The 20,281-nt window shown below is 61.1% G+C and carries 16 protein-coding genes and 4 tRNA genes; 9 read left to right on the top strand and 11 right to left on the bottom strand.

Annotation, left to right across the window (positions count from 1 at the left end):
• Positions 1-129: 129 nt before the first annotated feature.
• Both copD and copC read right to left on the bottom strand, forming a co-directional pair.
• A complete protein-coding gene (gene copD, locus HU730_RS14570; RefSeq protein ID WP_186527234.1) occupies positions 130-987 on the bottom strand; it encodes a copper homeostasis membrane protein CopD in 858 nt (285 codons plus the stop codon).
• 3 nt (positions 988-990) lie between these two features.
• Positions 991-1,356, bottom strand: coding sequence for a copper homeostasis periplasmic binding protein CopC (gene copC, locus HU730_RS14575; protein ID WP_034127959.1), 366 nt, complete (start codon positions 1,354-1,356; stop codon positions 991-993).
• A gap of 116 nt (positions 1,357-1,472) precedes the next feature.
• On the opposite strand from copC, the gene HU730_RS14580 reads away from it, so the two are divergent.
• The gene (locus tag HU730_RS14580; RefSeq protein ID WP_014719000.1) at positions 1,473-2,093 is read left to right on the top strand and encodes a TetR/AcrR family transcriptional regulator; all 621 of its coding nucleotides are present in this window, start codon (positions 1,473-1,475) and stop codon (positions 2,091-2,093) included.
• 124 nt (positions 2,094-2,217) lie between these two features.
• Here the strand turns inward: HU730_RS14580 and preA are convergent, their stop codons facing one another.
• The 3 genes from preA to hydA form a co-directional block, all read right to left on the bottom strand.
• Positions 2,218-3,492 carry an NAD-dependent dihydropyrimidine dehydrogenase subunit PreA gene (gene preA, locus HU730_RS14585; protein WP_034127958.1) on the bottom strand — a complete coding sequence of 425 codons (1,275 nt, stop codon included), beginning with the start codon at positions 3,490-3,492 and terminating at the stop codon, positions 2,218-2,220.
• The gene (locus HU730_RS14590) at positions 3,492-4,859 is read right to left on the bottom strand and encodes an NAD(P)-dependent oxidoreductase (RefSeq protein WP_186527233.1); all 1,368 of its coding nucleotides are present in this window, start codon (positions 4,857-4,859) and stop codon (positions 3,492-3,494) included. Before HU730_RS14590 ends, preA begins: the two co-directional genes overlap by 1 nt.
• A 105-nt stretch (positions 4,860-4,964) precedes the next feature.
• The gene (gene hydA / locus HU730_RS14595) at positions 4,965-6,404 is read right to left on the bottom strand and encodes a dihydropyrimidinase (protein WP_034127957.1); all 1,440 of its coding nucleotides are present in this window, start codon (positions 6,402-6,404) and stop codon (positions 4,965-4,967) included.
• A 593-nt stretch (positions 6,405-6,997) separates the two neighbouring features.
• Between hydA and HU730_RS14600 the strand changes: the two genes are divergently transcribed.
• Positions 6,998-8,485, top strand: coding sequence for an NCS1 family nucleobase:cation symporter-1 (locus HU730_RS14600; protein ID WP_181125305.1), 1,488 nt, complete (start codon positions 6,998-7,000; stop codon positions 8,483-8,485).
• Positions 8,486-8,630: 145 nt separating this feature from the next.
• Positions 8,631-9,914 carry a Zn-dependent hydrolase gene (locus HU730_RS14605; RefSeq protein ID WP_096143790.1) on the top strand — a complete coding sequence of 428 codons (1,284 nt, stop codon included), beginning with the start codon at positions 8,631-8,633 and terminating at the stop codon, positions 9,912-9,914.
• A 124-nt stretch (positions 9,915-10,038) separates the two neighbouring features.
• Here the strand turns inward: HU730_RS14605 and HU730_RS14610 are convergent, their stop codons facing one another.
• From HU730_RS14610 to HU730_RS14620, 3 genes are read right to left on the bottom strand one after another with little or no spacing between them, the layout of a single operon-like run.
• Positions 10,039-11,454 carry an efflux transporter outer membrane subunit gene (locus HU730_RS14610; protein ID WP_096143791.1) on the bottom strand — a complete coding sequence of 472 codons (1,416 nt, stop codon included), beginning with the start codon at positions 11,452-11,454 and terminating at the stop codon, positions 10,039-10,041.
• Complete coding sequence (locus HU730_RS14615) at positions 11,438-12,607, bottom strand: efflux RND transporter periplasmic adaptor subunit (RefSeq protein ID WP_034127953.1); 1,170 nt, start codon at positions 12,605-12,607, stop codon at positions 11,438-11,440. Before HU730_RS14615 ends, HU730_RS14610 begins: the two co-directional genes overlap by 17 nt.
• A complete protein-coding gene (locus tag HU730_RS14620) occupies positions 12,597-15,818 on the bottom strand; it encodes an efflux RND transporter permease subunit (RefSeq protein ID WP_186527232.1) in 3,222 nt (1,073 codons plus the stop codon). The genes HU730_RS14615 and HU730_RS14620 overlap by 11 nt, the downstream gene beginning before the upstream one ends.
• 206 nt (positions 15,819-16,024) lie before the next feature.
• Here HU730_RS14620 and HU730_RS14625 point away from each other — a divergent pair, with 206 nt between their 5' ends.
• Complete coding sequence (locus tag HU730_RS14625) at positions 16,025-16,435, top strand: hypothetical protein (RefSeq protein ID WP_186527231.1); 411 nt, start codon at positions 16,025-16,027, stop codon at positions 16,433-16,435.
• On the opposite strand, the gene HU730_RS14630 is transcribed toward HU730_RS14625, so the two are convergent.
• A complete protein-coding gene (locus HU730_RS14630; protein WP_164919344.1) occupies positions 16,432-16,593 on the bottom strand; it encodes a hypothetical protein in 162 nt (53 codons plus the stop codon). The two genes, HU730_RS14625 and HU730_RS14630, sit on opposite strands and share 4 nt — an antisense overlap.
• 212 nt (positions 16,594-16,805) lie before the next feature.
• Here HU730_RS14630 and HU730_RS14635 point away from each other — a divergent pair, with 212 nt between their 5' ends.
• Positions 16,806-17,471, top strand: a complete 666-nt coding sequence (locus HU730_RS14635; RefSeq protein ID WP_186527230.1) for a peptidase C39 family protein — start codon at positions 16,806-16,808, stop codon at positions 17,469-17,471.
• A gap of 52 nt (positions 17,472-17,523) precedes the next feature.
• Here the strand turns inward: HU730_RS14635 and pbpG are convergent, their stop codons facing one another.
• Both pbpG and folD read right to left on the bottom strand, forming a co-directional pair.
• A complete protein-coding gene (gene pbpG, locus HU730_RS14640) occupies positions 17,524-18,447 on the bottom strand; it encodes a D-alanyl-D-alanine endopeptidase (RefSeq protein ID WP_054898262.1) in 924 nt (307 codons plus the stop codon).
• A 207-nt stretch (positions 18,448-18,654) separates the two neighbouring features.
• The gene (gene folD, locus HU730_RS14645; protein WP_003192259.1) at positions 18,655-19,509 is read right to left on the bottom strand and encodes a bifunctional methylenetetrahydrofolate dehydrogenase/methenyltetrahydrofolate cyclohydrolase FolD; all 855 of its coding nucleotides are present in this window, start codon (positions 19,507-19,509) and stop codon (positions 18,655-18,657) included.
• A gap of 275 nt (positions 19,510-19,784) precedes the next feature.
• On the opposite strand from folD, the gene HU730_RS14650 reads away from it, so the two are divergent.
• The 4 genes from HU730_RS14650 (at position 19,785) to HU730_RS14665 (ending at position 20,264) form a co-directional block, all read left to right on the top strand.
• Positions 19,785-19,861 (top strand) — tRNA-Arg (locus HU730_RS14650).
• Between the two features lie 32 nt (positions 19,862-19,893).
• Positions 19,894-19,969: transfer RNA gene (locus HU730_RS14655), tRNA-His, on the top strand.
• Positions 19,970-20,026: 57 nt separating this feature from the next.
• Positions 20,027-20,111 (top strand) — tRNA-Leu (locus HU730_RS14660).
• 77 nt (positions 20,112-20,188) lie between these two features.
• Positions 20,189-20,264, top strand: a tRNA-His gene (locus tag HU730_RS14665).
• Positions 20,265-20,281: the final 17 nt, after the last annotated feature.

A 20,281-nucleotide genomic window follows, 5' to 3' on the forward strand; every position in this document is an offset into this window, starting at 1 on the left:
TGCCTCTGTAGGAGCGAGCTTGCTCGCGAAAAACGTCAACGATAACGCGTGCTTCCTGAATGAACGCGGCGCCTGTGAGTTTTTCGCGAGCAAGCTCGCTCCTACATGGATTGCATTGCAACGCAGGTTTCAGCCAGCCATGACCATCGGCGGCAGGGTGCCAAGCAGGGAAACCGCAGCCACTGCTGCAACGCCCAACAGCCACTCCATCATCACACTGGCTCTCAAACTGCCCAGGCGTTGTTCGCAGCGCTTGATACGCAACCGGTTCAACAGCGCCAACCCCAGCATGCCCAGCACCAGCCCCACCTTGATCAGCAGGATCAAGGCGAAGCCCTCGAACAGCGGCGTGGGCCACAGTTGCCCGGTGAGCACGCGCACGTTGATCAGACCGGTTACCAGCAGGCCGCCGACCAGGCCATATCCCACACCACTGAAGCGACGCAGAATCGGCTCCAGGTGGTGGTCTTGCGCCTGCCGGAGGATCAGCACCAACACCAGCAACCCACCGAGCCAGGCCCCAACGCACAGCAGGTGCACTACCTGGTTAAGGATCAGCAACCGCCCACTCACCCCATCGAGCATGGCGCCATGGCCTACGGGGGCCAGGGTCGCCAGCAACAGGGCGAGCAGCGGCAAGCGCAAGGCCGGCCAGGGCTTGATCAGCACGATCACCAGCAGCAGGTTCAGCAGCAGATGCCAGGCCCATACCTGGCCAAAAAAGGTCTTGCCCAGCACCAACTGCACCGTGGCCGGTTGCAGCGCCGACTCCCAACTGCCGGCCATGCTGGCGGTGATCAACAGCAACCACACAACCCCGGTGAACAGCCCCAAGCCGGCCAGGCCACGGGTGATGCGCAGCAATTGCCGGTCCAGTGTCGGCTGCACATGAGCGCCGAGCAGCCAGGGCCTGAATACCCAGGCCCCGAACATTAGCAACACGACGCAAAAGTGCAGGAAGCGGCACAGCACCAGCAGGGTTGCCATGGGTTATTGGCCGACCTTGAAGCTGTAAGTGCCTTCGCTTTTGTGAGTGTCGACGGACACTGCATGCCATTCGACTTTATAGGTGCCGTTTGCCAGCGCAGCGGCAGGCGTGACCACCAGTGTCTTCTTGTCGGCGTCCGGAGTTTCCAGGCCCTTGATGGCGATTTCGGTGCCGTCCTTGCTCAGGGAGACCTTGGTGAAGGTGGCTTCGACGCCTTCGCTGAAGGTCAGGCGCAGGTCTTTGGGTGCGGCGACTTTGCTGTCAGCCGCAGGCTCCGCGCTCTTGAGGTGGGCGTGGGCAAACGCCGTAGAGGCGCCCAGCAGGGCAGTGAACAGGACAGCAGCGGTCAGGGACTTCTTGAGCAACATTGTTCAATACCGATCAGAGGATAGGAGCCGGCAGTGTACGAAGTTTCGGCTTGGCCTGTCGCCCCGATCTAGAGCCGGTGGTAGTCTTTAGGCCGTGTTGTTGTCAGGGAGCCCTTATGGGCAATCACAAGATTGGAATTCGTCGGGTCAACGTCGAGAAAATCCTGCTGGCGGCGGAGAAGGTCTTCGCCAACAAAGGCTATGGCAGCACCGCCATGGCCGACATCGCCGAAGAAGCGCAACTGCCGCGCTCCAACCTGCATTACTACTTCACCACCAAAAGCGAGCTGTACAGCGCGGTGCTGTTCGACCTGCTGGAGTTGTGGAAGCAGGACGCCCTGAGCTTTGAAACCTTCGACGACCCTCGGGTGGTGCTCAGCAGCTACATCCGCGCCAAGATGCAGCGCTCGCGCACGCGCCCGTATGGCTCCAAGGTCTGGGCCAATGAAATCATCCACGGCGCGCCCACACTCGGCGAGGCCCTGGATGAAAGCCTGTACGACTGGGCCAAGATGAAGGAAGCGAAGATTCGCCAATGGGTGCAAGACAAACGCATCCTGCCGGTGGAGCCCTCGAGCTTGCTGTACATGATCTGGGCCTCGACCCAGCACTACGCCGACTTCGACCACCAGGTGAAGATTCTGAATGATCACCAGCCGTTGTCGGACAGGCAGTTCGAGAAGGCCATTCAGACCGTGACCGGTGTGATTTTGCGCGGGATTGGGTTGGAGCCTTGAGCTGATGGTTCCCACGCTCCGCGTGTGAATGCCACCCTGGACGCTTCGCGTCCGCTCTTGCCAGCGTGACGCGGAGCGTCACAGGATGCGTTCCCACGCGGAGCGTGGGAACGAGGGGCTAGGGTTACACCGCCTCCCGGTAAGGATTGCGCGGGTCCTGCGTCCAGTTCAAAAACGGCTTGCCGGTATCGATCGGCACCATCTCGATGCAGTCGGCCACCGGGCAGGTAATCTGGCACAGGTTGCAGCCCACGCACTCATCGTCGATCACCTCATACAGATGCGTGCCATCGGCCTGCTTCAAGCTGGCAATGGCCTGGTGCGAGGTGTCCTCGCAGGCAATATGGCAACGACCACAGCCAATGCACGCCTCTTGGTCTATCTTGGCGATGACCTGATAGTTGATGTCCAGGTACTTCCAATCCGTGGTGTTGCCCACCGCCCGCCCGGAAAACGCCTGCAGGTTGGCATGGCCTTGGCTGTCCATCCAGCGCGACAAGCCATCCTTCATTTCTTCAACGATGCGAAACCCATGCAGCATCGCCGCCGTGCACACCTGCACCGCGCCGCAGCCCAGGGCGACGAATTCCGCGGCGTCGCGCCAGGTGCCGATACCGCCGATGCCGCAGATCGGCAGGCCGTTGGTCTGTGGGTCACGGGCGATTTCGGCGACCATGTTCAACGCAATCGGCTTGACCGCCGAGCCGCAGTAACCGCCATGGGTGCTCTGGGTACCGACCACTGGCAGGGCGACCATGCGCTCCAGGTCCACGCTGGTGATGGAGTTGATGGTGTTGATCAGCGACACCGCATCGGCGCCGCCGCGATAGGCCGCCCGCGCCGCCACGCGGATGTCGGTGATGTTCGGCGTGAGCTTGACGATCACCGGCAGCGAACAATACGTCTTGCACCAGCGCGTCACTTGCTCCACGTACTCCGGCACCTGGCCGACGGCAGCGCCCATGCCCCGTTCGGGCATGCCATGAGGGCAGCCGAAGTTCAGCTCGATGCCGTCGCAGCCGGTCGCCTCCACCAAGGGCAGGATGTTTTTCCAGGACGCTTCGACACAAGGCACCATGAGCGAGACGATCAGTGCGCGGTCCGGCCAGTCCTTTTTCACCTGGGTGATTTCCCGCAGGTTGATCTCCAGGGAACGGTCGGTGATCAGTTCGATATTGTTGATGCCCAGCACTTCGCGGTTGGCGCCATAATGCGCGGAGTAACGCGACGACACGTTCACCGCCGCCGGGTCTTCCCCCAGGGTTTTCCACACGACGCCACCCCAGCCGGCCTCGAAGGCGCGCACCACGTTGTAGGCTTTGTCGGTGGGCGGCGCGGAGGCCAGCCAGAACGGATTGGGCGCTTTGATACCGGCGAATACAATCGAGAGATCGGCCATTACGCAGCCTCCACAGTCAGCATGAGTTGGGCATGCATGGCTTCGGCGGCCCGCTTGCCATGTTGTACCGCCTGAACGGTGAGGTCCTGGCCGAGGCTGACGCAATCGCCGCCGGCATACACCCCTGGGATGCTGGTGCGCAGTTGCTCATCGACGAAGATGCGCTCGCCGACGCGATGCAGTTGCTGGGCCAGCGGATCGTGCAGGGCGTCGTTGTCGAAGCCTTGCCCGATCGCCTTGAAGATCGCGTCGGCGGCCAGTTCGAAGGTTTCCCCGGTAGGCAGCAGGCGACCGTTTTCCAGGCGGGTGCGGGCAAAGCGCATGCCGCGTACGCGGCCTTGGTCATCGAGCAGGACCTCGTCGGGTTGGGCCCAGGTCAACAGCCGTACTTGATTGGCCTTGGCGATGTCCTGTTCGTGGTGGGTTGCGCCCATGTCGACCAGGCCACGGCGGTATACCAGGTTGACATCGCGGGCACCGAGGCGGGCCATCTGCACGGCCATGTCGATGGCGGTGTTGCCGGCGCCGAGCACGATGCAGCGGTCGGCCAGGGGCAGTTGGCTGAGGTCATCGGCCTGGCGCAGTTCGCGGATATAGTCGGTGGCGGCGAGCAGGCCGGGGGCATCCTCAAAGGGCAGGCCCAGCTGTTTGCTGGCAGCGAGACCCAGGCCGAGGAACACCGAATCGAATTGCTGGTGCAGTTCGCTCAAGGTCAGGTTGTCGCCCAGGCGCTGGCCGTGGCGAACCTCGATGCCGCCAATCTGCAGGAGGAAATCCAGTTCCTTCTGGGCGAAGTCGTCCACCAGTTTGTATTTGGCGATTCCGTATTCATTCAGTCCGCCGGCTTTTTCCCGTGCTTCGAAAATCACCACGTCATGACCGTGCAAGGCGGCGCGGTGAGCGCAGGCCAAACCGGCAGGCCCGGCACCGACCACGGCGATGCGCTTGCCAGTGGGCGCGGCGCGTTGGAACGGGTGTTCGCTGAAGTGCGCGTTGTCGATGGCATAGCGTTGCAACAGGCCGATCAGCACGGGGGCGCATTCTTCGGCGTTATTGCGTACGCAGGCTTGCTGGCAGAGGATTTCCGTCGGGCACACCCGTGCGCAACTGCCACCGAGGATGTTGGCCGAGAGGATTTTCTGCGCGGCCCCTTGCACGTTCTCGGTGTGGATATTGCGAATGAACGAAGGGATGTCGATCTCGCTGGGGCACGCATTCACACAAGGCGCGTCGTAGCAGTACAGGCAGCGCGAGGCTTCCAGTTGGGCCTGGCGGGCGTTGAGGGGCGGTGCCAGGTCGGTGAACTGGCTGGCGAGGGTGGCCCCGTCTTCGCGGGGGTGGGGGAGATGGGTCAGGGTCTGGATCACGGTGTTGGCCTCACGGTTATTGAGGTGCTGCCTCTGATGGGCGATCGTTCCCACGCTCTGCGTGGGAAAGCCTCACTGGACGCTCCGCGTCCGCTTTTTTTGGACTCAGCGGTTCACGGCCACTGGCTTGCAAAGCGCTGCCCGCTTGCTCAACTGCTCGAACACCGAGGGATACGCCGGCCGCTGCACATACCGCCCGGCTCCTCGCTCGGCGCGCAGGTCACCATCGGCCCACACCAGCTTGCCCTGGCTGATGGTGTGGCTGGGCACGCCGCGCACGGTCTTGCCTTCGAAGATGTTGAAGTCCACCTGCTGATGGTGGGTCTTGGCGGAAATGGTCCGCGTGCCCTCGGGGTCCCATAGCACCAGGTCGGCATCGGCGCCTACGCGTATCGCGCCTTTGCGCGGGTAGAGGTTGAAGATCTTCGCGGTGTTGGTGGAGGTCAGCGCGACAAATTCCTGCATCGACAAACGCCCGGTATTGACGCCTTCATGCCACAGCAGCGCCATGCGGTCTTCAATGCCGGCGGTACCGTTGGGGATCTTGCTGAAGTCGTCACGCCCGGCGGCTTTTTGCTCGGCGCAGAAACAGCAGTGATCGGTGGCGGTGGTGTGCAGGTTGCCCGCTTGCAGGCCGTGCCACAGCGCCTCTTGGTGCCCGCGTGGGCGGAATGGCGGGCTCATCACATAGCCGGCGGCGGTCTGCCAGTCGGGGTGCTGGTACACGCTGTCATCGAGCAACAGGTGGCCGGCGAGCACCTCACCGTACACCGCCTGGCCCTTGCCACGGGCATAAGTGATTTCATCCAGGGCTTCCTTTGTCGACACATGCACCAGGTACAGCGGCGTGCCGATGGTCTCGGCAATCCGGATGGCACGGCTGGCCGCTTCGCCTTCCACCTGGGACGGGCGCGACAGCGGATGGGCTTCCGGCCCGGTGATACCCTGGGCCATCAGCTTGCGTTGCAGGTGGTACACCAGCTCGCCATTTTCGGCATGCACCGTGGGCACCGCGCCGAGTTCCAGGCAGCGTTCGAAACTGGCGACCAAGGTGTCATCGGCAGCCATGATCGCGTTCTTGTAGGCCATGAAATGCTTGAAGCTGTTGATGCCGTGATGGCTGACCAGCTCGGCCATTTCCTCGCGTACCTGCTCGCTCCACCAAGTGATCGCTACATGAAACCCGTAGTCGGCGGCAGACTTTTCGGCCCAGCCGCGCCACTGGTGGAAAGCTTCCATCAGCGATTGCTGTGGGTTGGGAATCACGAAGTCGATGATCGACGTGGTACCACCGGCCAAGCCTGCCGCCGTGCCACTGAAAAAGTCTTCACTGGCCACGGTGCCCATGAAGGGCAGTTGCATATGGGTATGGGGGTCAATGCCGCCTGGCATCAAGTATTGGCCGCTGCCATCGAGTATTTCGCAGCCTGCGGGAATATCCAGATTCGTGCCAATGGCGCGAATGAGACCCTCTGCGCATAACACATCGGCGCGGTAACTTTCATCATGGGTAATAACGGTGGCGCCACGGATCAACAGCGACATGTCGAGTTCCTCACAGGCTTGACCGGCTTGTGCCAGTTCTAAGTGTTGTAATGCTGCGTACCGAGGGTCGGTTAATTCCTGTCATCGGTGACAGGAATAGAAACTAGCCCGAGTTTTTCGAATGAGCAAGAAGATTTTTATCAAGCCTTTAATGTTTTTATCTAATTGATTTATAAGGTAAAAATACTATTTTCACCAAAATGAAGCACGCCCACCCTGTTTTGACGCACTTGACAGGTTCTTGATCTGTTCAATATTTCTTATTGCAAATCAGGCGCTTGAGATATGCCGCTTGACGGCGTCGAGAAATAAAAATAATTGTGATGCACCAGTTTGAGACCTGCAGGTTCTGGCAACTTGCGTATTGTTTAGCCTGACGCGTGCGGCAAGTAGCGCAGGCTCAATTGGAAAGCTGATAAACATCAGCAAGTTATACAAGCGGTGCGGGTTCAGAGGGGGGTGTCGGCACGGTTATTGAGTGCACGGGCAGTTGGCCGGAACCCTGGATGTCATGTTGTTGATGCGGTACTCCGGCCACCTGAACCTAGCGTGCAGGTGAGCAACAATAATTTTAAAAAAACCGTGGAGCGGCCATGCAACAGAACAGATCGCAAGTCATCGAGCGCAACGGCCTGTACGAACTCGACGCCGGCCCCGACGTCCTCGACAGCCCTCGCTACAACCACGATATGGCACCTACCAAAGTGCACGAGCGCACCTGGAACAAATGGCACATCACCGCGCTGTGGGTCGGCATGTCGATCTGCGTGCCCACCTACACCCTGGGCGGGGTGCTCACGGCGTATTTCGGGCTGTCGGTGGGGGAGGCGCTGATGGCGATCCTGCTGGCCAATATCGTGGTGTTGATCCCGCTGACCCTCAACGCGTTTCCCGGCACCAAGTACGGCATTCCGTTTCCGGTGCTGTTGCGTTCGTCCTTTGGCATCCTCGGTTCCAACGTACCGTGCCTGATCCGCGCGCTGGTGGCCTGCGGCTGGTTTGGTATCCAGACGATGTTCGGCGGGCTGGCGATCCACCTGTTCCTGGGCTCGATTTTCGACGGCTGGAAAGCCCTCGGCGGTACCGGTGAGGTGATCGGTTTCATGCTGTTCTGGTGCTTGAACCTGTGGGTGGTGCTGCGTGGCGCCGAGTCGATCAAGCGCCTGGAAACCTTGTCGGCGCCGCTGTTGGTCGCCGTAGGAGTTGGTCTGCTGGTATGGGCGATGCCGAACGTGTCCCTCAGCGAGCTGATGGCTATTCCACCCAAGCGCCCCGAAGGCGCCAGCCTCACCGGTTACTTCATGGCGGGGCTTACGGCGATGGTGGGCTTCTGGGCCACCTTGTCACTGAACATTCCCGACTTCAGCCGCTACGCCAACAGCCAGAAAGACCAGATTCTGGGGCAGATCTTCGGCTTGCCGCTGACCATGTTCCTGTTCGCCGCCCTCGGCGTGGTCATGACCGCCGCCTCGGTGAAACTGGTGGGGGTGAGCGTCTCCGATCCGGTGAGCCTGATTGGTCATATCCAGAGCCCGGTGTGGGTGGCCATCGCCATGGCGCTGATCATCGTCGCCACCTTGTCCACCAACACTGCGGCGAACATCGTCTCGCCCACCAACGACTTCCAGAACATCGCGCCCAAGCTGATCAACCGCACTACGGCGGTGATCCTCACCGGCCTGGTAGGGCTGGCGCTGATGGCCCACGAACTGCTGAAAAAACTCGGGCTGATTGTCTCGGACGTCAGCCTGGAAACCGTGTATTCCAATTGGCTGCTGGGCTATTCAAGCCTGCTGGGGCCGATTGCCGGGATCATGGTGGTGGACTATTTCATCACCCGCAGACAACAGTTGGACCTGGCCGGCCTGTACCGCGACGACGTGTACCCGGCCTGGAACTGGAGCGGCTTTATCGCCTTTGGCGTACCGGTGGTGCTGACGCTGCTGTCGCTGGGCAGCGACGCGTTCAGCTGGTTTTACAGCTATGGCTGGTTCACCGGCTCGGCGTTGGGCGGAGTGTTGTATTACGGGCTCAATGCCAAGCGCGCTAGCACTCCACTCACCGCCAAATCCCCGTTGTAAACACGGTCCAGGTGGGAGCTGGCTTGCCTGCGATAGCGGACTATCAGTTAAAGCCGTGTCGGCTGACACACCGCTATCGCAGGCAAGCCAGCTCCCACAGTTGACCGCGTTAATTCATAAGAACCTGTAGCCTGAGGAGACCCCCATGAACGCTGCCCTCGACGTTCTGCAATCGACCCATCAGCACATCAACCGCGACCGTCTGTGGCAGTCGCTGATGGACCTGGCCAAACTCGGCGCCACCCCCAAAGGCGGAGTGTGTCGCCTGGCCCTTACCGACCTCGACCGCAAGGCTCGCGATCTCTTCGTGCAGTGGTGTGAAGCGGCGGGTTGCACCGTGACCATCGACGGCATCGGCAATATCTTTGCGCGCCGTCCCGGCCGCAATCCCGACCTGCCACCGGTGATGACCGGCAGCCATATCGACACCCAGCCCACCGGCGGCAAGTTCGACGGTTGCTTCGGCGTGCTGGCCGGTGTGGAAGTGCTGCGCACCCTTAACGACCTGAATGTGGAAACCGAGGCGCCGCTGGAAGTGGTGGTATGGACCAACGAAGAAGGCTCGCGTTTCCCGCCGTGCATGATGGGCTCAGGGGTGTTTGCCGAGAAGTTCAGCCTCGCCGATACCCTGGCCAAGGTCGATACGGACGGCGTCAGCGTAGGAGAGGCGTTGAACGCGATTGGCTATGCGGGAACGCGGCCGGTCAGCGGGCATAAGGTCGGCGCGTATTTCGAGGCCCATATCGAACAAGGGCCGATTCTGGAGGATGAACACAAAACCATCGGCGTGGTGCTCGGCGCCCTCGGGCAAAAGTGGTTCGACCTGAAGCTGCGTGGTGTTGAAGCCCATGCCGGCCCTACACCCATGCACTTGCGCAAGGACGCCCTGGTCGGCGCGGCAGCGGTGGTGGCCGCCGTGAACGCGGCGGCGTTGGCGCATCAGCCCCATGCATGCGGCACGGTGGGTTGCCTGCAAGCGTATCCGGGATCGCGCAACGTGATTCCCGGTGAGGTGCGCATGACCCTGGATTTTCGTCATCTGGAACCGGCACGGCTGGACTCGATGATTGCCCAGGTGCGTCAGGTGATCGAAGACACCTGCGCCCAAAATGGCTTGAGTTTCGACATGCAGCCCACGGCGGACTTCCCGCCGCTGTACTTCGACAAAGGCTGCGTGGAGGCGGTGCGCGATGCCGCCAATGGCTTGGGCTTGTCGAACATGGACATCGTCAGCGGGGCAGGGCACGACGCGATTTTCGTGGCTGAGCTGGGCCCGGCGGGGATGATCTTTGTACCGTGTGAAGGCGGCATCAGCCACAACGAAATCGAAAATGCTGCGCCGGATGACCTGGCGGCGGGGTGTGCGGTGTTATTGCGCGCCATGGTAGCCGCTTCAGCGGCCATTGCCAGCGGTAAGTTAGCCGCCTGAACTGATCGTTCCCACGCTCCGCGTGGGAATGCACCCTGTGACGCTCCGCGTCACGATTTTAAGGGCGGACGCAGAGCGTCCTGAGCGGCGTTCCCACGCAGAGCGTGGGAACGATCAGTGGGTATTAACCCGGCTGCCAGCCGCCGCCGAGTGCGGTCAAAAGTCCCACGCTCGCCTGCAACTGCCGGGTCTGCACCGCCTGCAACGTTCTCTGTGCCTGCAACGCGGCGGTTTGGGCGGTGACCACGTCCAGGTAACTCACCGCCCCGGCCTGATAGCTGTTCATCGCCAAGGCCTGGGTATGTTGCGCCGCCTCTGCGGCCGCTTGTTCGTCCTCGGCTTGCTGCTGCAAATCCCGCAGTTGCGCGAGGTTATCTTCCACCTCGCGCACGGCTTTCAATACGTGGCTACGGTACTGTGCCGAGGCTTCCTCGAATTCGGCCTTGGCCTGGCGCTCGTCGGCGCTCAAGCGTCCGCCATCGAAGATCGGCAGGTTCATCAGCGGCCCCAGTGCCCAATACCGGTTGCCGGCGGACAGCAGGTTGCCAACGCCTTGGGTCTGTCCGCCCAGCACACCGGTCAAACTGAAATCCGGGAACCACGCCGCCTTGGCCACGCCGATCGTTGCGTTGGCCGCAAACACACGACGTTCAGCTGCGGCAATGTCTGGACGACGCTGCAGCAAGTGGCTGGGCAACTGCGCCGGAATGCTTGGCAACGCCATTAGCTGCGGGCTGGGCGGCAATGAAAAATCACTGGCCGTCACGCCCACCAATTCGCCGATGGCATGCTCGACGAGGTTGCGCTGGCCACGCACTTCGTCCAGCTGCGCCTTGGCTTCGGCCAGTTGGTTTTGCGCGCGGGTCAGGTCCAGTTCCGACGCAATCTGGCCTTCATAACGGCTGCGGGTCAGTTGCAACGCTTGGCTGAAGTCCTGCAACGACGTGTTGAGGATTCGGCCCTGTGCATCCAGCCCATTGAGCTGCACATACAGGCTCGCCAACTGTTGTTGCAGGCTCAGGCGCACCACCGCCAGATCATCAAAGGACGCTTGCGCCTGGGCATCGCCCGCAGCGACCTGGTTGCGGATTCTGCCCCACAAGTCGAGGTCGTAACCCAGGGAGAACCCAACGGTATTGCTGTTGTACACCGACGGCTGTGTAGTGCCGCGTAGCGGTCGTGAATCCGATTGACGTTGGCGCAGCGGTTGCGCGCTGGCGGTGATTTGCGGGAAAAGGCCCGCGTGCAGTTGACTGGCGTAGGCCTGGGACGCATCGAAATGCGCCAGCGCCGCGGCCAGGTCCGGGTTGGCCTTGAGCAGTTGCTGTTGCAGCGCGTTCAGGCGCGAATCGTTGTAAAGCTGCCACCACTGGGGCGCCAATTGATCCGACGGTTGCGCGCTGTGCCAGGGGCCATCGCTGGTTTGTTCGCGGTAGTGGGCGGGCAGGTCAATCGACGGCACCGTATAGGTGGGCGCCATTGAGCAACCCTGCAACGCCAGTACCATCAGTGCCGCCAGCGGCTTAAGCCTTGGGCGCATGCGCACCTCCCGAGGCGTCGGCCAGTTGCACCGGGTCGCCTTCGCGCAGGGCGTCGGGCGGGTTGTCGATGATGCGGTCAGCAGGCTTCAGGCCTTGGTCGATCACCAGGCGCTCGCCGAGGTCCAGGCCAATATGAATGTCTTGCAGGTGCACATGGTTGCGACCGTCCAGTACCGCAACCTGGGTGCCCTGGGCGCGGAAGATCAAGGCGCTGGCCGGGATGCTCACGCCATGGGTATCGGCCGGAATCGGCAGGGTGACTTCGGCGTAATCGCCTGGCAGCAGTTCGCCGTTGGGGTTGTCGGCAACGAACTGGGCGAGCAGGGTGCCAGAGCGGCGGTCGATGGCAGTGGAGTCACCGATCAGGCGTGCCTTGAAGTGCTCGCCGGGGTGCTCGGGGACGGTCAGTTCGGCCTCAAGGCCCGTATGAATGACCGCTGCATAGTTCTGCGGCACCGGCACGTACAAGCGCAATTGGTGGGTGTCGGCAATGTTGAACAGTTCCGGATCGCTGGCGTTATCGGCCTTGATCAACTGGCCGATGTCCGTGTTGCGGGCAGTGATGGTGCCAGCGAATGGCGCTCGAAGGGTCTTGTAGCTTTCCAGGGCGCACAGTCGTGCGTAGTCCGCTGCCGCGGCTTCGGTGTTGGCCTTGGCGGCTGCGGCGTTGGAGGTTTTCTCATCGGCGTCCTGGCGCGATACCGAATGGCTGGCCAGCAGGTTTTGCCAGCGGGTCGCCGTGGTGGCTGCCAGGCGTGCATTGGCTTGTTGCTGGATCAGGCGGGCATGGGCCTGGGCCAGTTGTTGGTCGAGGTCTGGGCTGTCGATTTCGGCGAGGATTTGCCCGGCCTTGACCTGGGCACCGATGTCGACTTTCCAGTCCTTCAAGTAGCCGCTGACCCGCGCATGGATCGCCGCTTTGCTCCATGCGTCTAGGTGGGCGGGCAGGCGCAGGGTGTCACCGCCGGCGTTTGGCTTGGGTTGGAACACCATTACCTGGGGGACGGCGGCGGCTTCGGTCCAGGCGGTGACCGACTGCTCGTGCAGCGTACGCGCGTGCAGGCCGCTGGCGACTAACAGGGCAGCCAACGTCAGGCCACCGACACCCAGGAGCATCAGACGCTTGCGCGAGGGTTTTTGATCAGGCGACATGGGGCGTTTCTCCAGCAGTTGCGCGAGTAGGATGACGACCGTGGACCAGGCTGAAGACCACGGGAACAAACAACAAAGTGGCGATGGTGGCGAAGACCAGGCCACCGATAACCGCCCGGCCGAGCGGGGCGTTCTGCTCTTCGGAAATGGCCAGGGGCAACATGCCGATGATCATTGCCAGGGCAGTCATGCACACCGGGCGAAAGCGCGTATAGCCGGCTTCTAGCGCGGCTTTCAACGCATCGCCATGTTCGGCCAGGCGCTCACGGCAGAAGCTCACCACCAGGATCGAGTTGGCGGTGGCCACGCCCATGCACAAGATGGCGCCGGTGAGTGCTGGCACCGACAACGAGGTGCCACTGAGAAACAGCATCCACACGATGCCCGCCAATGCTGCCGGCAACGCGGTGATGATCACAAAAGGGTCGGCCCATGATTGGAAGTTGACCACGATCAGCAAGTAGATCAGCACCACCGCGCCGAGCAGTCCGAAGCTCAAACCACTGAACGCCTCATGCAGCGCATCGATCTGCCCGTGCAGGCTGATGGTCGCACCTTTGGGGCGCAGGGACGCAGTGTCATCCAGCACCTTTTGCACATCGCGGGCCACACCGCCGAGGTCGCGGCCTTGCACGTTGGCGTACAGGTCCAGGGTAGGCTCGATGTTGTAGTGGGTCACCACGGCAGGGCTCTGTACCCGGGAGATGGTTGCCACGCCGCCGAGAATTTGCGCCTGCCCATCGGCACCGGTCACTGGCAGCGCTTCCAGGGACGGCAGGCTGTCGAGGCGGTATTGCGGGGTGGCGGCGACGATGGAGTAAGACACGCCGTTGGCCGGGTTGAGCCAGAAGGTCGGCGCAGTTTGCGAGCTGCCGGCGAGGGAGGCGACCATGCTGTTGGTGACGTCACGCTCGGTGATGCCCAGGCCATTGGCGCGCATACGGTCCACGTTTACTTGCAGCGAGGGGTAGCCGGTGGACTGCTGGATCCGCAGGTCGGCAATCCCCGGTACATGTTGCAAGCGCCGTTCAAGCTCGACGGCATAGGCGCGGTTTTCGGCGTCATTGCGCCCGGAGATTTTGACGTCCAGAGGGGCGGGAGCGCCGAAGTTGAGGATCTGGCTGCTGATGTCGGCGGGCAGGAACGCAAAGTGGCTGCCGGGGAAACTTTGCGGCAGGGCTTCACGCAGTTTTTTCACATAGTCGGCGGTGGGCGCGTGGTGCGTTTTCAAGCTGACCTGGATGTCACCGTCCTGCGGGCCGATGGTGCCGCTGCTGCTGTAGGCCATGTCGATGCCGCTGAGCGGAATGCCAATATTGTCGACGATGGTGTCCAGTTCTTCGGCCGGGATAACCTCGCGAATCCGTGCTTCGATGCGATCGAACGCCGCGGCGCTTTCTTCGATGCGCGTGCCCAGTGGCAAGCGCACATGCAGGGCCAAGGCACCCGCATCGGTGGCCGGGAAAAAGTCCTGGCCCAGGCTCGGCAACAGCAGGAACGACGCGAGTACGCAGGCCAGGAACCCGACAATGAAGCGCTTGCGTGCGCCCAGCGCCAGCGTCAGCAGGCCATGGTAGGTGTCGCGGATATTGGAAAAGTGTCGTTCGAATCCCTGTTGAAAATTCAGCACCGATTGCAGCAACGCATTGCGTGGTTTCGGGTGTTGTTCACCCTCGTGGTGATTGATGAATGCATCTTCCGGATGATGCCCCGCGCCTGGCTCCGGCCTATGCGGTTTGAGCAAAAACATCGCCAGCGTCGGCACCAGGGTACGCGAGAGAATGAACGAACTGGCCATGGCAAAGATCACCGCCAGCGCCATTGGCCGGAACAGGTAACCGGCGATGCCTTGCAGCAAAAACATCGGCACGAACACGATGCAGATGCACAACAGCGAGACGAACGCCGGGCCGACGATTTGCGCGGCGCCGTCGAGAATCGCGGCCTTCACCGCCTTGCCTTGCTCCAGGTGCCAGTTGATGTTTTCGATGGTCACCGTGGCGTCGTCCACCAGGATGCCCACCGCCAACGCAAGCCCGCCCAATGTCATCACGTTGAGGGTTTGCCCACTGACGGCCAACAGCGCGATGGCCGAGAGCACTGCCAGGGGAATCGACGCGGCGATGATCAAGGTCGAGCGCCAACTGCCGAGAAACAGCAGGATCATCGCACTGGTGAGCAGTGCGGCAATGATGCCTTCTTGGGCCACGCTGCCCACCGACTGCTTGACGAACACCGAGGCATCGCCCAGCAGCGAGGTTTTCAGCGACGGTGGCAAGGTTTCGTTGATGCGCGGCAGCATCTGCCGGATACCGTCGATGATCGACAGCGTGGAGATGCTGCCGTTTTTCAGCGCCGGCATCAGCACGGCGCGATGGCCGTCGACCCGCACGATATTGGTTTGCGGTGGTGAACCGTCGCGCACATGGGCCACTTGGCCGATGGTGATCAGCGCACCGTCGACGGTCTTGATCGGCAAGTCGTTGAGCTCATCAATCGCCTTGGGGCTGTTGTTGAGCAGGATCGTGTATTCGTTGGGGCCGAGCTTGGCGGTGCCCACCGGGATGATCTGGTTCTGCAGCGCCAGGGCGGTGCCCACGTCCTGGGCCGACAAGCCTTTGGCGGCCAGGGCTTGAGGGTCGAGGTCGAGGGTGATCTGCCGTTGCTTGCCACCCATTGGGGTGGGCATGGCCAGGCCGGGCAGGGCGCTCAAGGGCAGGCGGATATTGTTCTGCACCAGGTCGCGAATTTTGGCTTCCGAAAGGCTGGGGCTGGAGAACGCCATTTGCAGGATCGGCACCGTGGAGGCGCTGTAGTTGAGGATCAGCGGCGGGGTGATGCCCGGTGGCATTTGCTTGAGCACGGTTTGTGACACCGCCGTGACCTGGGCATTGGCGGTACGGATATCGACGCCAGGCTGGAAGAAGATCTTGACGATGCCCATGCCGGGCAACGATTGCGACTCGATATGCTCGATGTCGTTGACGGTGGTGCTCAGGGAGCGTTCGTAGGTGTAGATCACCCGGCCGGCCATGGCGTCCGGAGACAGGCCGTTGTACTGCCACACCACGGCGACCACGGGAATGCCGATATCGGGAAAAACATCCGTGGGCGTGCGCAGGGCCGCCATCGGCCCGATGATGCAGATGAATATAGCCAGCACGATGAAGGTGTACGGCTTGTGCAGTGCGGTCTTTACCAGCCCGAGCATGCGTGAGTCTCCGAGAAGAGCAGGATTGCAAACCCCGGCAGTCTTGACCGACCCACCTAACACGCACCTTTCAGCCAGGTGAAGGAAGTTTTAGTCAAGGGCTGAAGATACTTTCATAGGGATTCATTTGTTCCAGGAAGGGCGGCTCATCAAGCTTGTCAGCCATCGGATACGAACTTTTCATTCATGCCCTTTGGAGCCCTGTCATGTCACTCAAACCACTGTTGTTAGTTCCCGTCCTTGGCTTTGTCTGTTTACTGTCGGCCTGCGCCGGCCCGATCCCCCAGGCGGACCCCAGCGAAGCCTGGATCGGCTTGCAGGAAGAAGCGCCGAATGACCTGATGGCCGAGCGTGTCGATGGCAAACGGGTGGACGATGGGCGCTATTTTGAGGTGACCCCGGGTGACCATCGCCTGGACGTGACTTTATTTGAAGACGAGCCGGGTGATGACAACCAGCAGGACTGCCAGGGCCGCATCGAGTACAAGCATTTCAAGGCAGGTGAGCACTACACCCTGGTGGAGTCGAGCCTGGGCACCACGGTGCGCGCGTCTCTTGAGGACGGCCACGGCAAGGAAATTGCCGCGACCCAGGACTTCAATTGCATGCCTGGCTAGGCGTGATGCGCCGTCGCCTTGTGCGGTTCTGCAGGTGCAGCAGGTTTGACGTGGGGGTGATGATGCCGGCGCGTCACGCGCATGACTCCCCACAGCATGGCGGCGGCGACGGCCAGCCAACCACAGATCAACAGGAAAATCGTTGTCGCAAGGCTCATTCGGGCCTCCTTTCGCCCACTTGGGGCACACACAGTCTTCTCAATGGACAGTCTAGTCAGCTGGCGGTTGCCTGCTATTGACCAATGGTCGAGTCGGTCCAACTTCTTTGCTCTATCAGCGCCGCTTTACTGAGCCAGTGGGCTATACCGGCGGGGCGGGGCGCCCTATGATCGGAGGCCTTTACCGGCAGTTGATCAAGAGAGTGAAAAAATTGCGCTTACGGTCGAACCTTAAAACCTCCTTGCTGCTCGCCGCTGCCCTTGGGCTGGCGGCCTGTGCCAGCAGCACACCATCGAAACTGCCAGGCTTGCCGGAGCGCGTTGAACTCACTGGCGTGCCGACCTTTCGCAGCGAGGCTTATCAGAGCGGTCCTACGGCACTTGCCAGCATGCTGTCGCAACAAGGCATTGTCATGACACCGGGTTTGCTTGATAAACCGCTGCACCTGCCCGGCGCCGAGGCGGACCTTAAGCGCAACATGCAAGTGCTGGCACGTGAATACGGGCTGATGGTGTATCCACTGGAGGCCAAGCTGACCGCCGTGCTGGCGCAGGTGGCGGCGGGTTACCCGGTGATGGCGCGGATCAACGCCAGTTATTGGTCCGGGGCGCGCTATGTCGTGGTGGTGGGGTTCAACCAACAGAAGAGTACGGTGCTGTTGCGCTCTGGCAACGAGCGCCGGCTGATCATGAGCTTCAGCGACTTCGAGTCGGCGTGGGCGAGCGCGGGCCATTGGGCCATTCTGACCCAGCGCCCGAGCCAGTTGCCGGCCAATGTGGACGTGCAGCGCTGGCGCGATGCGGCCAACGCCACGGCGCAGGCGGGGCAGGAGCAAGCGGCGGCCCAAGCGCTCAAGGTGTTGGCAGAGAAGAAGTGAAGCTCAAATAGTGTGGGAGCGGGCAAGCCCGCTCCCACACTAAAACCGTTGCTTATCGACGTACTTCCGTAGCGGTCGCTCGGTTCTTGAGGTTTTTATCGGCCTTGTAACGCAGCGCTACATCAGGCACTGCGCCGCCTTTGCCGGTCTCGACCCAGCTACGAATACGGCTGGCATCGGCAAAATGGGTGAACTTGCCAAAGGCATCCAGAATCACCAGCGACACCGGGCGATTGCCCATGCTCGTCACCAACACCAGGCAATGGCCGGCCTGGTTGGTGAAACCGGTCTTGGTCAGCTTGATATCCCAGTTGGCGCGGTTGATCAGGTGATCGGTGTTGGAGAAGCCCAAGGTGTAATTAGGCTTGCGGAACGACACGGTCTTTTCCTTGGTGGTGCTCAACTGGCTCAGCATCGGAAACTTGCGCGCATAGGCCAGCAGCTTGCTCAGGTCGCGGGCGGTCGACACGTTATGGATCGACAGGCCGGTGGGCTCTACGTAGTGGGTGCTGGTCATGCCCAGGGACTTGGCCTTGGCGTTCATCGCGGCAATGAAGGCCGCGTAACCGCCTGGATAGTGGTGGGCGAGGCTGGCGGCGGCGCGGTTTTCCGAAGACATCAGCGCGATCAGCAGCATTTCCTTGCGTGGCATCTGGCTGCCGATCTTCACCCGGGAGAACACGCCTTTCATCTCGGGCGTGTCGGTGATGTTGATGTCGATGTACTCGTCCATATTCTGCTTGGCTTCGAGGACGATCAGGCCAGTCATCAGCTTGCTCACCGAGGCGATAGGTACCACCACGTCAGGGTTGCTGGAATAAATGACTTTATTGGTCTGCAAGTCGACCAGCATGGCGCTGCCGGAGGCGATCTGCAGCTTGGAGGCGTCACGCGGGGCCAGGGTGGATTCGGCAGCGTGGGCGAAGGTGCCTGTTATCGCAAAAAACAGGCTGACAATAGAAAGACGAATTTTCACGCGGATGAACTCGCTAAAAAGTAAGGAAATGCCGTTGTAGAACGGGTCTTAAGACAAATGACGTTACATTTTAGGAGTATGGATGAAGAACTGTCGAATGTTCTTCTAGAACCAGACGAAAGTGCCTAAAAACTAAGAAAAAACGGTTTTTTTACGGGCAATAAAAAGCCCTGCGCTAAGGCAGGGCTTTTTCATCACCTCTGGTTATTAACCGTGCAGCGTTTCCGCTGCATATAAGGTGTTTTCCAGCAAGCAGGCCCGGGTCATCGGCCCGACACCGCCGGGGACCGGCGTGATCCAGCCTGCTCGGGGCAGGGCGGTTTCATACACCACGTCGCCCACCAACTTGCCGTCTTCCTGGCGGTTGATACCCACGTCAATAACGATGGCGCCTTCCTTGATCCACTCACCCTTGACCAGGCCCGGCTTGCCGGCGGCGACTACCACCAGGTCGGCACGGCCGACGTGGCCGGCGAGGTCCTTGGTGAAGCGATGGGTGACGGTCACTGTGCAGCCGGCCAGCAGCAGCTCCATGGCCATCGGGCGACCGACGATGTTCGATGCGCCCACCACCACAGCGTCAAGGCCGTACAGGTCGACACCGGTGCTTTCCAGCAGCGTCATGATGCCTTTAGGCGTGCATGGGCGCAGCAGGGGAATGCGTTGGGCCAGGCGGCCGACGTTATAAGGGTGGAAACCGTCGACGTCCTTGTCCGGGCGGATGCGCTCCAGCAGCTTGGAGGCGTCCAGGTGCTCAGGCAGCGGCAGCTGCAGCAGGATGCCGTCCATGCCCGGGTCATCGTTGAGGCTGTCAATCAGGTCGGTCAGGGCCTGTTGAGTGGTGTCCGAAGGCAAGTCGTAGGCCTTGGAAATAAAGCCGACCTCTTCACAGTCTTTACGCTTGTGCGAGACATAAACCTGAGAGGCAGGATCGCTGCCGACCAGGATCACCGCGAGGCCAGGCGTGCGCAGGCCTTGCTGGCTGCGCTCGGTGACTCGTTTGGCGATCTGCTGGCGCAGGCTGGCGGCGATTGATTTGCCGTCGATAAGTTGTGCAGTCATTACGCGTGATTAACCATCGAGAGGGGGAAGAAAAGTGCGCGCATTCTCGCATGCCAAGGCGCGAGGGCAAAGGCGCTTGGTCTGCAAATTGCCCTAACCCCTTAAATAAAATCAGTTTTTTTCAAAAAAGATTTGACGGGTTTCCAGGGCATCTATACTATTCGTCGCACTTGTCGGGCACAGCCTAGCACTGGTTAAGAAGGTCGAGCAGAATAGTTGTACTGCAAGGCTGGAAGCACTTAGTTTGTAATCCTCCAAGAGTACAGATTAATAAGGCGCCCGTAGCTCAGCTGGATAGAGCATCCGCCTTCTAAGCGGATGGTCGCAGGTTCGAGTCCTGCCGGGTGCGCCATTAGGCAGCTTTGGCACAAGTAGCGCTATATGGTGGGCGTAGCTCAGTTGGTAGAGCACGGGATTGTGACTCCCGTTGTCGAGGGTTCGATCCCCTTCGTCCACCCCATATTCTGAAAGGCGCCAGATTTAACAGTCTGGCGCCTTTGCTTTAAGAGCTTCAAGCGCGGATGTGGTGGAATTGGTAGACACACTGGATTTAGGTTCCAGCGCCGCGAGGCGTAAGAGTTCGAGTCTCTTCATCCGCACCAATTAAAGCTTTTCCCGGTCGTCAGGCGGGGCAGGGCTCAACAAAGAAGTGGTTTGGTTTCTTTGTTAACGCAATATGGTGGGCGTAGCTCAGTTGGTAGAGCACGGGATTGTGACTCCCGTTGTCGAGGGTTCGATCCCCTTCGTCCACCCCATATTCGAAAGGCGCCAG

This window comes from Pseudomonas sp. SWRI22, assembly GCF_014268395.2.
In the GTDB taxonomy this organism is placed as follows: Bacteria; Pseudomonadota; Gammaproteobacteria; order Pseudomonadales; family Pseudomonadaceae; genus Aquipseudomonas; species Aquipseudomonas paracarnis.

Excerpts from the sequence above, each read along its gene's own strand:
- HU730_RS14580 (WP_014719000.1), top strand. The coding sequence starts at position 1,473 with ATGGGCAATCACAAGATTGGAATTCGTCGGGTCAACGTCGAGAAAATC.
- folD (WP_003192259.1), bottom strand. The coding sequence starts at position 19,509 with ATGACTGCACAACTTATCGACGGCAAATCAATCGCCGCCAGCCTGCGC.
- copD (WP_186527234.1), bottom strand. The coding sequence starts at position 987 with ATGGCAACCCTGCTGGTGCTGTGCCGCTTCCTGCACTTTTGCGTCGTG.
- preA (WP_034127958.1), bottom strand. The coding sequence starts at position 3,492 with ATGGCCGATCTCTCGATTGTATTCGCCGGTATCAAAGCGCCCAATCCG.
- hydA (WP_034127957.1), bottom strand. The coding sequence starts at position 6,404 with ATGTCGCTGTTGATCCGTGGCGCCACCGTTATTACCCATGATGAAAGT.
- HU730_RS14615 (WP_034127953.1), bottom strand. The coding sequence starts at position 12,607 with ATGTCGCCTGATCAAAAACCCTCGCGCAAGCGTCTGATGCTCCTGGGT.
- HU730_RS14600 (WP_181125305.1), top strand. The coding sequence starts at position 6,998 with ATGCAACAGAACAGATCGCAAGTCATCGAGCGCAACGGCCTGTACGAA.
- copC (WP_034127959.1), bottom strand. The coding sequence starts at position 1,356 with ATGTTGCTCAAGAAGTCCCTGACCGCTGCTGTCCTGTTCACTGCCCTG.
- HU730_RS14620 (WP_186527232.1), bottom strand. The coding sequence starts at position 15,818 with ATGCTCGGGCTGGTAAAGACCGCACTGCACAAGCCGTACACCTTCATC.
- HU730_RS14630 (WP_164919344.1), bottom strand. The coding sequence starts at position 16,593 with ATGAGCCTTGCGACAACGATTTTCCTGTTGATCTGTGGTTGGCTGGCC.
- HU730_RS14610 (WP_096143791.1), bottom strand. The coding sequence starts at position 11,454 with ATGCGCCCAAGGCTTAAGCCGCTGGCGGCACTGATGGTACTGGCGTTG.
- HU730_RS14625 (WP_186527231.1), top strand. The coding sequence starts at position 16,025 with ATGTCACTCAAACCACTGTTGTTAGTTCCCGTCCTTGGCTTTGTCTGT.
- HU730_RS14605 (WP_096143790.1), top strand. The coding sequence starts at position 8,631 with ATGAACGCTGCCCTCGACGTTCTGCAATCGACCCATCAGCACATCAAC.